The organism is Hydrogenophaga sp., assembly GCF_041913525.1.
GTDB lineage: Bacteria > Pseudomonadota > Gammaproteobacteria > Burkholderiales > Burkholderiaceae_C > Hydrogenophaga.
In genome coordinates this window covers 227,299-240,527 of sequence record NZ_JAYSFD010000001.1, presented here as the reverse complement: position 1 = coordinate 240,527, position 13,229 = coordinate 227,299, and the positions used below count along the sequence as shown (strand labels likewise).

At 68.9% G+C, this 13,229-nt stretch carries 11 protein-coding genes; 2 read left to right on the top strand and 9 right to left on the bottom strand.

Translation table 11 applies throughout. The annotated features are described in order from the left end of the window. Window positions 1-35: 35 nt before the first annotated feature. The 3 genes from ACE3RQ_RS01170 to ACE3RQ_RS01160 all read right to left on the bottom strand — a co-directional run bounded on the left by ACE3RQ_RS01170 (window position 36) and on the right by ACE3RQ_RS01160 (window position 5,328). Complete coding sequence (locus ACE3RQ_RS01170) at window positions 36-3,077, bottom strand: AAA family ATPase (RefSeq protein ID WP_374519082.1); 3,042 nt, start codon at window positions 3,075-3,077, stop codon at window positions 36-38. 12 nt (window positions 3,078-3,089) lie between these two features. Next, the gene (locus ACE3RQ_RS01165) at window positions 3,090-4,493 is read right to left on the bottom strand and encodes a hypothetical protein (protein ID WP_374519080.1); all 1,404 of its coding nucleotides are present in this window, start codon (window positions 4,491-4,493) and stop codon (window positions 3,090-3,092) included. A gap of 85 nt (window positions 4,494-4,578) precedes the next feature. Continuing rightward, window positions 4,579-5,328: a 2OG-Fe dioxygenase family protein gene (locus ACE3RQ_RS01160; RefSeq protein WP_374519078.1), complete on the bottom strand. Its 750-nt coding sequence runs from the start codon at window positions 5,326-5,328 to the stop codon at window positions 4,579-4,581. 95 nt (window positions 5,329-5,423) lie between these two features. On the opposite strand from ACE3RQ_RS01160, the gene ACE3RQ_RS01155 reads away from it, so the two are divergent. Next, window positions 5,424-6,245 (top strand): DUF2189 domain-containing protein, encoded by an 822-nt coding sequence (locus tag ACE3RQ_RS01155; protein WP_374519076.1) that lies wholly within the window; start codon window positions 5,424-5,426, stop codon window positions 6,243-6,245. 58 nt (window positions 6,246-6,303) lie between these two features. Beyond that, window positions 6,304-6,909, top strand: coding sequence for a class I SAM-dependent methyltransferase (locus tag ACE3RQ_RS01150; RefSeq protein WP_374519074.1), 606 nt, complete (start codon window positions 6,304-6,306; stop codon window positions 6,907-6,909). Window position 6,910: 1 nt separating this feature from the next. Here ACE3RQ_RS01150 and ACE3RQ_RS01145 read toward each other — a convergent pair whose 3' ends face one another. From ACE3RQ_RS01145 to ACE3RQ_RS01120, 6 genes are all read right to left on the bottom strand, one after another. Then, window positions 6,911-8,326 carry a PLP-dependent aminotransferase family protein gene (locus ACE3RQ_RS01145; RefSeq protein ID WP_374519072.1) on the bottom strand — a complete coding sequence of 472 codons (1,416 nt, stop codon included), beginning with the start codon at window positions 8,324-8,326 and terminating at the stop codon, window positions 6,911-6,913. 21 nt (window positions 8,327-8,347) lie between these two features. Then, the gene (locus ACE3RQ_RS01140; RefSeq protein ID WP_374519070.1) at window positions 8,348-8,749 is read right to left on the bottom strand and encodes a RidA family protein; all 402 of its coding nucleotides are present in this window, start codon (window positions 8,747-8,749) and stop codon (window positions 8,348-8,350) included. A gap of 52 nt (window positions 8,750-8,801) precedes the next feature. Then, on the bottom strand, window positions 8,802-9,572 hold the full coding sequence (locus ACE3RQ_RS01135) for an ATP-binding cassette domain-containing protein (RefSeq protein ID WP_374519068.1): 771 nt from the start codon (window positions 9,570-9,572) through the stop codon (window positions 8,802-8,804). After that, window positions 9,569-10,249: an amino acid ABC transporter permease gene (locus tag ACE3RQ_RS01130; protein WP_374519066.1), complete on the bottom strand. Its 681-nt coding sequence runs from the start codon at window positions 10,247-10,249 to the stop codon at window positions 9,569-9,571. Before ACE3RQ_RS01130 ends, ACE3RQ_RS01135 begins: the two co-directional genes overlap by 4 nt. 59 nt (window positions 10,250-10,308) lie before the next feature. After that, window positions 10,309-11,184, bottom strand: a complete 876-nt coding sequence (locus ACE3RQ_RS01125) for a substrate-binding periplasmic protein (protein WP_374519064.1) — start codon at window positions 11,182-11,184, stop codon at window positions 10,309-10,311. Between the two features lie 241 nt (window positions 11,185-11,425). Next, entirely contained in the window at window positions 11,426-13,138 is a 1,713-nt protein-coding gene (locus ACE3RQ_RS01120; protein WP_374519062.1) for a long-chain fatty acid--CoA ligase, read from the bottom strand. Window positions 13,139-13,229: the final 91 nt, after the last annotated feature.

Below are 13,229 nucleotides of genomic sequence, written 5' to 3'. Positions count from 1 at the left end.
GCTGGGACGCTGGCCCCAGCCCCCTTTTCGCTGGCTCAGCCGGTGGCCAGCGCGGCGCGCCAACGCTGAAGTTGCGGCAGAAACTGCCGCTCCTGGTTGCGCTGGATGCGCTCGAGTTGCTCGTCGATCTCCAGCACGGCCTGCTCGCGGCGGCCCAGCTCGGCCAGGATCTCGGCCTTCAGGCAGACGAACCAGGTCTGCCAGTTCTCAAAGCCGGTGGACTGCCACAGGCGCACCCCCTCCTCCAGATCGGCCAGGCCTTGCTCGGGCTGGCCCCGCCGGGCCGTGGCCCAGCCGCGCACGATGCGCGCCATGCCAATGAACTCGGGGAAACCAAACTGCGTGGAGAAGCCCACGCACTGCTCGGCAAAACGAAGCGCCACCTCGGGCTCTTGGCGCATGACGGCGATGTTGAAGTTCGCCAGCATGGAGAAGCCCAGCGAGTGCGGCTGGTTCAGGCGCTGCGCCAGGGTGTAGGCGTCCAGTGCGTGCTGCTGCGCGGCCTCGGCCTCGCCACAGGCCATGTGGGCCAGCGCCAGGTAGAAGCGGCCAAAAATGCCAAAGTCCATCAGGTACACCGGGTACAGGGCAGCGTCGCGCTCGGGCTGGTACAGCGAGACCGAGCGCTGCAGGTGCGCCAGCGCCTGCACTGACTCGCCCCGGTGAAAGGCGATCATGCCGTTCATGTTGCACGCGGCCATCACGGCCTCGTGCGGGGCCACGCCCAGGTCCAGCTCGCCGCACTCAATGGCGTTGGCCGTGTGCAGGAGCTGCTGCGCCAGGGGCAGCGCCTGGTCGAACTCGGCGCGCCCCCAGTGGTAGAGGCACAGGCCGTAGGTGATGGGGAACTGGCGGGGTTTGCCCGGCAGCGACTGGCACAGCGCATGGGCGCGCTTTTGCACCTCGCCAAACTGGGCGCTGCCCGGGCCCATCAGCACCATGGTGGTGGGGCCCAGCACCGACAACAGGCCCAGTTCCACCTCGGCGCGGGCTGGCCCTTCGGCCACGCCCTGCAAGGCCTGCAAGCCGGCTTTGAGGTGCTCGGCCGCCTCGCGCGGCGCCCCGCCCTGCAGCGACTGCACGCCCGCTTGCAGCAGGTAGCGCGCGGCCTCCAGGGCGCGGTTGGCGCGGGCCAGGTGGTGGGCCAGCAGCTCGGGCGCGCCCTGGGCCAGCGCCGCGAACTCGCCCTGCAGGCACTCGACCACGCGCCCGTGCAGCGCCACCCGCGTCTTGAGCAGGGTGGTGTCGTAGGCGGTGTTCTCCACCAGCGCGTGCTTGAACTTGAGCTGGCCCGGGCCGTGAGGCAGCAGCAAGCCAGACGCGAGCAGGCGGTTGAGCTGGTCTTCAAAGGTGGTGGCGGGCAACTGGGCCACCGCCGCCAGCAAATCGGTGGGGAAGGTCTGGCCCAACGCGGCGGCGGCCTGGGCCAGCGCCTTGGCCGGGCCCAGGCGGTCCAGGCGCTCGGTGAGCAGATCGAGCAAGGTGTCGGGCACGCCCAGGCCTGCGCTGCCCAGGCCCAGGCCACTGCGCACGCCCTGCACGTCTTGCACCATGCGGGTCATCTCTTCGATGAAGAGGGGGATGCCGTCGGTCTTGCTCAGGATCAGGTCCACCGACGAAGCCGGCAGGTCAATGGCGTGACACAACTGCGCCACCATCTGCCGCGATTGCCCGGCATCCAGCCGCCGCAGCTCGATGGTGGGCACCCGGGCTTGGGGCGGGAAGCGGTGCTCGAAGCCTGGGCGCGCGGTCAGCACGAACAAGGTGTGCTGCAGGCGCGCGGTGCTGAGCAGCTTGTCCAGCAACTCCAGCGAGCTGGGGTCGATCCAGTGCAGGTCATCAAAGACGATGAGCAGCGGCTTGCTGCGGGTGACGCCCCGAAAATACAGCGCCAGCAGGGCCTCGGTGGAGACCATGGGCACTTGGCTGGTGAGCTCGGCAAAGTAACGCACCAGCAGCTCGCCGGCCAGTTGCAGCCGCGCGGGTGGCGGCATTTCCAATGGCGGGTAGCGGCCATCCACCGGGATGTCCAGCAACGACGCCATGAGCGCCAGGTCTTGCGGCTCGCTGATGCCGGCAATGGCCAACTGGGCCTCGAGCTTTTCGATCTGCGCCTGCGGCGAGTCGTGGCGCGCGAAACCGGCCGCCGCCATCAGGTGCTGCACAAAGGGGTAGAGCACGCTGTTGGTGTGAAAGGGCGAGCACTGCAGGCGAATCACCAGGTGCGGCTCGTCGTGCAGGCTCTCAGCCAGGGCGGTGGCCAGGCGCGACTTGCCCAGCCCGGCCTCGCCCATCACCAGCACGGCTTCGCCCGGGCCGTGGCGGCAAGCCTCCCAGGCTTGGCGCAGGCGGGCCAGCTCGCGCTCGCGCCCGATCATGGGCAAGGCGCCATCGCGCCCGCGCCAGGCCGAGCGGCTGTTGAAGCCCTTGACGCCCGCCACCGCACTCAGGCGCACCGGGTCGGCGAAGCCCTTGAGCGCCACGGGCCCGAGGTCGTCGTAATCGAACTGCGGGCCGGCGATGCGCCGCGTCACCGGCGACACCAGCACCTGGCCCGGCTGGGCCTCGGCCTGGATGCGGGCCGCCAGGTTGGGCGTGGCCCCGGCGATGGCCAGGGTGTCGGTCTGGCCCACGGTGACGCGCCCGGTGGCCAGGCCCACGCGAACGCCCAGGCCGTAGGGCTTGCCATCAGGGCCAGCCAGCGAACCGATGCCTTCCACAATGGCCAGGCCGGCGTGAATGGCGCGCACCGCGTCGTCTTCATTGGCCATGGGGTAGCCGAAGTACACGTCCACGCCGTCGCCCACCACCTTGGCCACGTGCCCGTTGAAGCGCACGGCGATGCGCTTGACCAGCGTGTGGTACGCGCGCAGTGCTTCGAAAAGGTCTTCGGCGTCCAGGGCTTCGGCCAGGGTGGTGGAGCCCACCAGGTCACAAAACAGCACCGTCATCTGTCGGCGCGAAATCTCACGCGCAGGCGCCTCTGGCGCCGGCACTGGCACGGGCAGGCGGGCGCCGCACTGGCCGCAGAAGCGGCTCGGCGCCATGGCCCTCACGCCGCATTGGGTGCAGAACATGACAGCGAACCCTCAGTGAACCCGCAGGCGCCGGGGCGCGGTGTGGGACAGCCCGCCCGCGGCGGCCTCGGCGGCGCCCACGGCGAACATGATGAGCATGTCGTAGTCCAGCGCCACCGCGCCCGGGGTCTGCGGCGTGCGGCCGCTGCGGTTCTGGAACCAGCGGTTCCAGTCAGTTGAGCCGGGCGGGTACAGCAGGAAGGTGCCGCCATCGGGCGGGAAGGCGCGGTTGGGCGAGGGGTAGAGGTTGGCCATGAAGGGCGACTGCGCCGTGCCGTGGCAGCTCATGCACGACGACGCGCGCTGCGTGCCGCTGCGGGGCTGACCGTCGGTGTAGATCACGCCGTGGCGCTTGGCCACGTCGATCGGGCCAGACAGGCGCCCACCCCAGCCGAGCTGCTCGAGTGCATAAGCGGGCGCGCCTTCGCGGTTGATCCAGGTCTCGGTGAGGGGAGGCAATGGCACGCCGGGTGGCAGCGCGGCGATCTTCGGGTCATTGCCCCACTGCGCGCCCAGGGGCACGAGCTTGTCCCAAGTGCCTTTGCCGGGCGCCTGGGCGTGGTAGACGTAGGTGGCGAACACCCAGCCGGTCTGGGGCGCGGCCACGCTGTCTTTCACGATGATGTCGAACTGCAGCACGCGCAGCGGCACCAGTTGGGGCGGTGGCACCGGCGCGCCGGGCTGGCGGCTGGCCTCATACGCGGCCTGCGCGCTGGGGCGCCACACGTGCCACTGGGTCGAACCCGCCACCACGGGCCACTGCTCTGGCGTGGGGGTGACGGCACCGGCCTTGATCACCATCGCGCCTTCGGGAAAGTCCACCACGCCCAGATTGGGCCGGTAGGGGTTGGCCCACAGGCGCTTGAGCATGGTGGCGGAAAGGCGGTCGTAATAAATCACCGTGTGGTTCTGCAGGGGCACGTCCAGGCCCGGGAAGGTGCCCGGGGCCAGCACCTGGCCCGAGTAGGAGCCCAGAATGGCCTCTCGCCCGGAGGCGGCGTCACCCTCGGCCTGCCAGGGCATGTCGTACCAGCCGGTGGCCTGCGGGCTCCAGCCGTTGGGGTCTTCAATCAGGCGGCGCAAGCTGGGCTCGACGTGTGCCTTGAGCCGGCGCACGTACTCGGGGGCCGACGACACGGTCAGGGCCTGGCGCGGGACTTTGGTCAGCCAGTCGCTGGGCGGGGCGTCGGCGGGGTAATCGAAGTTCGACACCCGCAGCGGCCCGTTCCACAGCAGGCGGGCGGGCTGACCGGGCGCGGCACTCGCCACCGGGTACAGGCCGTTGTTGGCGGCAAAGGGGTCGGCCGCCAAGGCGGTGGTGGCGGTGGTGGCGCAAACACCGAGACCAGCGCTCAGCAGCGCGGCCCAATGCCGCAGGCGGCGCACCGCGCCGCTCGGCCATGCAATCGTTGGCATGTCAATCTCCCTGGTCTTCGAATCTCCCCAATATTAAGGGAGCCCCAGGGGGTATTTTTTGCCACCCGCGTCGGCGGGCTCAGGCTCAGCCGGTTCTGTCGCCAGGAAAGCCGCCGGCGCGGCAGGTCACCACCAGCGTGTCGCGCCAGCCGTAGGCGTCGGGCACGGCGGGCTGGATGGGCGTGGTTTCGTGAATCACGCGCTGGTCGTCCAGCAGCAGCAACGACCAGGGTTCTTGCAAGGTGAAGCGCTGGCCGCGCGGGCCATGGGCCTCGAACACCCGGCTCTCACCGCCCTTGATGCCCTGGCGCGCCACCAGGAACACGGCCACCAGGTCCACGCCGTCGCGGTGCGCCCCCTCGGGCGTGGGGCGGCCGATGCCACCGGCGGTGTCGATGCGAAAGGTGTGCGCCTCGGTGTACCAGGGCTGGGTGCCGCGCAGGGCGCTGGCCGCCTCGCCCAGGCGCACCAGCAGGCGCTGCCACAGCGGCAGGGCCAGGGTCTGCGGCAGCATGGGCTGGAACCAGCGCTGCATGCCGCCGTGCAAGGCGTTGTATTCCACCGGCTGCCAATGGGCACGGTGCGGCACCAGGTCCACCCGCTCGCCGTCCACCACGAAGCAACTGTGCCGGCGCTTGCGGTAACGTCCGCCGTCCTTGAGGTACTCGTCGGGCGGCAATTCGTCCCAGGCCTGCTGCAAGTCCCGCCACTCGGCCGGCGTGGCCGCGAGCCAGCGGCTCACGCTGGCGGAATCGAGCAGGGCAAAGCCTGTGTCTGACAAGGCCCGGTCGAGTTCGGCCAGGGGCACGTAGGGTGGCGGGAATTCGGGTGTCATGGGCCGCCAGTGTAGCCATGGGGAAAACCATGATCCGCCTCGTGGTCAGGGGCGCCGTCGCTGGCGCGATACTGTTTTCAGAGCAGGAGACCCGCATGTCCGCGAACGCGACCGACACCCCAGAACAGCCCGAAACACCTGAAAACGCCACCACGGCCCCTCCCGAGCGTTCGGTGTTTGATCTGCGCATCGCCAGCCTCACCCCGGCCGCGCCGCTGCGCTGGCTGCGCGCGGGCTGGGCCGACTTCCGGGCCTGTCCGCGCATTGGCCTGTTCTACGGCCTGTGCTTCTTTCTGATGGGCCACGCCCTGATGGCCGTGTTCCGATTTGCCCCGGCCTATGTGCTGGCGCTCTCCGCCGGCTTCCTGCTGATGGGCCCCTTTTTGTGCCTGGGCCTGTACGACGCCAGCCGCGCCCTGCAGCGCGGGCAACGGCCGTCGCTGCGCGCCTCGCTGGCGGCCTGGCGCCCCACCAAGGGCACCATGGCCATCTTCGCGGGGGTGCTGCTCATTCTGGAAATGCTCTGGGGCCGCGCCTCGCTGGTGGTGTTTGCCGTCACCTTCAACACCATGCCCAACACCGAGCACCTGCTGGCGCAACTGTTCAGCGCGGAGAACCTTGAATTCCTCATCACCTACACCCTGGTGGGCGGCGTGTTCGCCGGGCTGATCTTCGTGACCAGCGTGGTGAGCATCCCCATGATCCTGGACCGCCAGACAGACGCCATCTCGGCCGGCCTCACCAGCATCCGCGCCAGCCTGAACAACCCCGGCGTGATGCTGTGGTGGGGCGCGCTCATCACGGCGCTCATCGGGCTGTCGATGCTGCCCTTCTTCCTGGGCCTGTTCGTCGCCGGCCCGGTGGTGGGCCACGCCACCTGGCACGCCTACCGCGAGGTGGTGAACGACCCGGTGTGAGCGAGGGCCACCGGCGGCGGTGACATACTGGGGGCCGTATAAACCCTCCCGACCTCACATGAACTTCTGGGACCAGAACTTCGCCGGCACCGAGTACCGTTACGGCACCCAGCCCAACGCCTACCTCGCCCGCCAGGCCCATCGCCTGGCACCCCGCAGCACGGTGCTCGTGCCCGGCGATGGCGAGGGCCGCAACGGCGTGTGGCTGGCCCGCCAGGGCCACCGCGTCACCGCCCTTGACCTCTCCAGCGTGGGTCTGGACAAGGCCCGACGCCTTGCACAGGTGCAAGGGGTGGCCATCGACACCCAAGTGGCCGACCTGGGCCAATGGACGCCAGCCCCCGCCAGCGCCGACGCGGTGGTGTTCGTGTTCGTGCACCTGCCCCCCGGCGTCCGCGAAGCCGCGCACCGGGCGGCGGTGCAGGCGCTGCGCCCAGGCGGTCTGCTGATCTTGGAGGCTTTCACGCCGGCGCAACTGGCCTGTGACAGCGGCGGCCCGAAGGCACCCGAGCTGCTTTACACGCTGGACCTGTTGCGCCAGGACTGGGGCACCGCCCTGGACGAGTTGCACGCCGAAGAAACCACCACCACGCTCGACGAAGGCCCTGGCCACCAGGGGCCAGGCCAGGTGGTGCACGGCGTGTGGCGCAAGCGGGCCCTCTGACTCAACAGATGTGGCGAAAGTGCTGGGGGCCATCGCGCACCAGCGCCTGAAGCCGCGTAACGGCGGTCGCCAACGCGGCCCGGTCAGGTGCTGCGGCAACACACACACGAGCAAAGGCCGGCTGCTGAGCCGGGTCGGCGGCGAAAAGCGCACCAGCGGCCACCCCCACCCCTGAGTCCCTGGCGGCCGCGGCAAACGCTTCGCTGCGCCAGTCGCCAATGGGCATCCACCAGTGAAAGGCGTCGGGTGGCGGTGCCGGCGCGGCCTTGGGCAGCAGCTCACGCAGCCAGGCCTGCCGCTCGCGCACCTGGGCGCGCCGCGCCTGCGCCAGGGCCGGCATCTGCCCTTCGCTCACCAGCCGGCACACCAGGTCCACCATGGGGGCGGCGGCCATCAGCGTGGTGGCGCGCAAGCCGGCGCCCAGGCGGTGCATGAGATAGGCCGGGGCTCGCACCACCCCCACGCGAAGACCAGGCGCCAGCAGCTTGGAAAAGCCGGTGAGGTAGACCGTGCGCTCTGGCGCCAGCGCACACAGCGGCACCACCTCGGAGCCGCCAAACAGGCCGTACACATCGTCTTCGATCAGCACCGCGTCGTGACGCCGGCACACCTGCGCGATGGCCTCCCGCCGCGCCAGGCCCATGGTGCGGGTGGTGGGGTTGTGCAGGGTCGGGTTGCAGTACACCACCCGGCCCTGCTGTGCGCACAAGGCCTCGTCCAGCGCCTGGGGCAGCAGGCCTTCGGCGTCCATGGCCAGCGGCACGAGGCGCCGGCCCAGGAAGTGCGCGGCCGACAAGAGGCCGTAGAAGGTGGTGCTCTCGCACAGAACTGCTTCGTCGGGCCGCGTGGTGGCCTGCAGCGCCAGCAAGATGCCGTGCTGCGCCCCGGCGGTGATGAGCACCTCGTCGGCAGTGGCCTGCACGGCACAACTCGCCAGCCACTGGGCCAGCGCCTCGCGCTGCGTCGGCCGGCCGATGTCGGCCTGCAGCGACAGCGCCTCGGCGCCCGCCCAGGCGCTGCGCTGGGCTGCCTCGATCCAACCGATCAAGGGATGGGTTGGCGCCCCGGCGGGGAAGTTGTGCGACAGGTCAATGAAGGCCGAGGCGTCGGGCGCGGCCTGCAGCAACGAGAGCGGCGCATCGGGCTGGCGGTCGCCCACGAAGGTGCCCCGCCCCACCTCGCTGCTCACCAGACGACGGCGCTTCATCTCGGCATAGGCCCGGCTGACGGTGCCCACGTCCACCCGCAAGCGGGTGGCCATCTCGCGGATGGCCGGCAGGCGCTGGCCCACCCGCAACACGCCACGCTCCATGGCCTCTTCAAACGCCTGCACGATGGCCAAGTAGCGCGGCCCGGGCAACTGCCGGGCCTCACGCTCGATCTCGGCCATGCCGACCAGGGCCACTTCCCGCGTCATGCCATCGCCTCCTCTGCCAGGTCACGCACGGGGACGCCGGGCGATGAAGTCGATCTCCACCCGCGCCTGCCGCGCCAGACCGGTGGTGCCGATGCAGGTGCGCGCCGGAAAGCGGCCGCTGGGGAAGTACGAGGCGTACGTGGCGTTGAAGGTGGCGTAGTCCTCGTCGAAATGCGTGAGGAAGGCGCGCGCGCTGACCACATCGTCCAGGCCCAGGCCCAGGCCTTTCAGCACGATGAGCAGGTTGTCGAAGGTTTTGTGCGTCTGGGCCACGATGCCCTCGGGCAAGGGCGACGGCTCGTGGCCCGGGTCGATGGGCAGTTGCCCGGTGACAAAAACCCAGCCTTCGCACTCGGTGGCGTGTGAGAAAGGGGCCACTGGCGCGGGTGCGCCGGCAATCATGTGGTGAAGGATGTCGCTCATGGAAAGGTCTTTCGGGTAAAGAGAAACAGATGAGACCGGCAAGCGGTGCCGCTCATTGGGTGGAGGCCAGGAAATCGCGCACCCGCTCGGGGGCCTGGGGACCGAAGAAGGTGTCGCGGTCGGCCTGCACCGCGATGGCGCCGGCCTCCAGAAAGGCCACGCTGTCGGCCACGCGCCGCACGAACGCCATGTCGTGCGACACGGTCAAGGCGCAGGCCTGGTGGTCTCTCACGTAGGCCTGCATCAGCTCCACCACGCGCTGCACGTTCACAGGGTCTTGGTTGGCGGTGATTTCGTCGAACAGCACCACGTCAGGCCTCAGACACAGCGAGCGGGCGATGGCCACGCGCTGCTTCTGCCCACCCGACAGTGCCTGGGTGTTCTTGTTGCGGTGGTCGAGCAGCACCAGCCGCTCCAGCAAGTGCTCGGCCCATTCGCGGGCCTGCGCCCGGCTGGCCACGCCCAGGTGCACCTGCGGGTGCGTGAGGTTTTCCAGCACGCTCATGTGCGACCAAAGGTTGGACTGCTGGAAGGCCACGCCGACGCGGCGGCGGTCCAGGGCGCTCAGCGCCTTGCCCTGCCCGTGCTCGATGGCACCGCGCGCACTGCCCACCGCCATGGCCACATAGCCAGCGTCGATGGGGTGCAGGCCGGCCACGCAATTGAGCAAGGTGGTCTTGCCGGCCCCGCTGGGTCCGACGATGACCATCACCTGCCCCGCCGGCACGCGCAGGCGCAGGTCTTGAAACACCGGCACGCGCTGGCGCCCTGCCCCGGCGTGCGAGGCGCTCATGCTCGCGATGTCAATGCCCCAGGGGTTCATGTGCGCTCCACGAAAACACGGTCCTCGTACCGCTTGGCCAGCAGCGCGAAGGGAATGACGATGAGGGCGTAGCACAGGGCCACGGCGGTGTAGACCTCCAGGGTCTTGTAGGTGGAGTTGATGACCTCTTGCGCGGTGTTGATGATCTCGAACACCCCGATCACCGAGGCCAGCGACGACATCTTCACCGTGGTGTAGTACTGCCCCATGAGCGGCGGCACCGAGTTGCGCAGGAACTGCGGCAGGGTGAAGTGCACCAGGGTCTGCCACTCGGTGTAGCCCATGGCGCGCGCGGCCTGCAGCTCGCCGCGCGGCATGTTGCGAAGGCTGGAGCGGAAGATCTCGGCCGCGAAGGGCGAGAGGTTGATGCCCAGGGCGATCACCGCCGTCCAGTACGAACTCAGGCCGATGCCGAGCAGGGGCAGGCAGTAGTACATCCACACCAGCAGCACCAGCGCTGGAATGGCGAGCTGCAGGTACACGTAAAAGGTGCTCAGCGCCCACAGGGGCCATACCCATGCACTGGGCTTGTCGATGGCGCGAATGCCGCCCACCAGCACGCCAATGGCCGTGCCCAGCATGATGGACAGAAGAGAAATCTCGACCGTCAGCAGGATGCTGCGGCCAAACACCCAGCGGTATTCCCATACCCGGGCGAAATCGAATGCGTAGTCCACGGAATGCCTTGGATGAATAAGACCAGGCGCAGGGCCGGAGCAAGCCCCGGCCCGCGGGCTCAGTTGGCGGCTTCCAGCTTGAGTGGCACGGTCATGAAGGGCACATCGGCGTACTCCTTCTTGTTCATCAGGGCCTTCAGGCGCCCGGTGCTCTCCAGGTAGTCGATGGAGGCGTTGAGGAAGTTCAGCAGCTCGCTGTCATCGGCGCGAACGGCCCAGGCAATGGGCTGCACGTTCCAGGGCTGCGCGGCGAACAGGTCGGCGGTGCCGGGGTTCTTGGCCACGAAAGAGCGCACCACGTAGTGGTCGGACAGCGCCACGTCGGCGCGCTTGGCCGTCACCTCCATCAAGCCAGTGGCCAGATCGGCCGACTTGATGACCGTGACTTTGGCGTTCTTGAAGTTGCTCTTCACGAAATCGTGGCTTTGCTCGCCCGAGACCACCGACACCGTCACGTCGGGCTTGTCCAAGTCCATCACGCTCTTGGCCTTGGCCAGCTTCGGATCGCCCTTTCGAATGACCGCCGAGTTGCCCAGGTAAAAGATAGGGCGGGTGAAGGCGGCGGCACTGGCGCGCGGAATGGTCTTGAAGGTGCCGGCGATGCTCAAGTCGTACTTTTTGGCCTGCAAGCCAACGGCGAAGTTGCTCCAGTCGGTGGCCACGTAGGTGATGTTCTCCGGCTTGATGCCCACCTCTTTGGCAATCGCCTCAATCAGGTCAGGGAAAAAACCCACCACCTTGCCGGACGCCAGGTCGCGGCGGGTGAGGTCGTCGTAAGGGATGTAGCCCACGGTGAGCTTCTTCTCCGACATCACTTTGGCCAGCGTGTCGCCGGCCTGGGAAGGCAGGCTCACCAGCGAGAGAGACAGGGCCGACAGCGCCAGAAGCGCAGCGCGCCGACCGTGTGGGCGCGGCGATTTCGCGAACTTGAACATGGGTGACTCCAGATGAGAGCTGAGGAAATGCCAAGACACCAACAACAGTGTCTGCACACACCTCCGCAATCACCGTGCCAACGCCATGGGGCCTTGCTGGGCCTGGATTTGCGGCCTATGGCGGCCCTGATGCACCGAAGCCAGCCGCCTAGCGCTCAATCGTCGGGCCCCCCGCACAAGATTGCAGACATGTCAGGGTGTGAATCCCCACACCCATCCACGCCACCAGCCACGGCCGAGATCACGCCGCCTGCGCCTGCCGCGCCGCCTCCTGCTCTTGCAGCCAGCGCCACATCACCTTGCCGCTGCCGCTCTTGGGCAGCGCGTCCACGAACTCGACGCTGCGCGGGCATTTGTAGGCCGCCATGTGCTCGCGGCACCAGGCCAGCACGCTGGCCTCGTCCACCTGCCCACGGGCCTCGGCGCGCAGCACCACCACGGCCTTCACGCTCTCGCCGCGGTACGCGTCGCGGGTGCCAATGACGCAGGCCTCGGCAATGGCCGGGTGTTTGAACATCAGCGCCTCCACCTCGGCCGGCCACACCTTGAAGCCGCTGGCGTTGATCATGCGCTTGAGGCGGTCGGTGATGAAGAAATAGCCCTCGTCGTCCACCCGGCCCAGGTCGCCGGTGCGAAAGAAGCGGCGACCTTCCAGCTCGATGAAGGCGGCCGCCGTGGCCTCGGGCCGGCGCCAGTAGCCCTCGAACACCTGCGGGCCTCGGATCACGATCTCACCCGCCTCGCCTGGTGGCAGCTCGGTCAGGGTCTCGGGGTCGATCACCCGCGCCTCGGTGCTCAGAAAGGGAATGCCCAGGCACTGCTGCTTGGGCGCATCGGGCGGGTTGCTGTGCGAGGGCGCGGCGGTTTCGGTCAGGCCATAGCCTTCCACATAGCGCAGGCCAAACTGCTCCCACAGGCGCTGGGCCACGGCGGCTGGCATGGCCGCGCCACCGCCGCCGATGTAGACCAGGCTCGACAAGTCGTACCGCGCGAAGTTCGGGCTGGCCAGCAGGTCGATGACCATGGTGGGGATGTTGGTCCAGTGCGTCACGCGCCAGCGCGAGATCAGCCGCCCGGCCAGTTCACGGTCCCAGCGCGGCATGAGCACCAGCGTGGTCCCGGCGTACAGGCCCGCGTGCATGCCCACCACCATGCCGGTGATGTGAAACAGCGGCACCACCAGCAGTTGCACGTTGTCGGGCGCACCGTTGCTCCACAGGCTGCACGCCACGGCGTTGTGCATGAGCGTGCGGTGCGGGTGCATGCAGCCCTTGGGCAGGCCGGTGGTGCCGCTGGTGTAGGGCAGCACGGCCAGGTCGTCGGGGCCCCGGTTGTGGGCCGGCAGGGCCTCGCGGCACGCCAGGGCCTCGGCCCAGTCGGCCACGCTGCCCCCGGGCAGATCGGGGCGCGGGTGGCGCGTGCCCAGCCACGTGGCCCACACCTCGGGCACCTCGGCCTGCGGGCCCATGGCGTCGGCGTAATGGGTCACCACCAGGTGGCGCAGGCGATGCGCCTCGGGCACGGCGGCATTGGCCTGCAGCAACTCACCGGCCAGGTCGGCCGCGCACACCGCCACGCGGGCCTCGGGGTCGGTGATGTAGTGGCCCAGCTCGTCGGCCCGGTTCATGGGGTTCACCGGCACCACCACGGCATTGGCGCGCAGGATGGCGTAGTACGCCACGATCCACTGCGGGCAGTTCTGCAGGTAGAGCAGCACGCGGTCGCCGTCTTGCACGCCGTTTGCCCGCAGGTGCGCGGCCATCGCCTCGGCCTGTTGTTGCAACTGGGCGTAAGTGACGTGACGATCAAAGAACACCAGGGCCGGCTTGTCGGGGTAGCGCGTGGCGCTGACCTGCAGGTTGAACCACAGCGAGGTGGCCGGCGGCTCGATGCGGTGCGGCAGGCGGCGCGGCCAGGCGCGGTGGTGCAGGGTCTGCGCAACGGGGGAAGTCATGAACGTCGGCTCCGGTGAAAAGGCAGGCGTTCAGCATAGAAAGCTGACCCCAAGCCCACCACCGGGAATGCCCTGGGGGGCATCGGCCAGG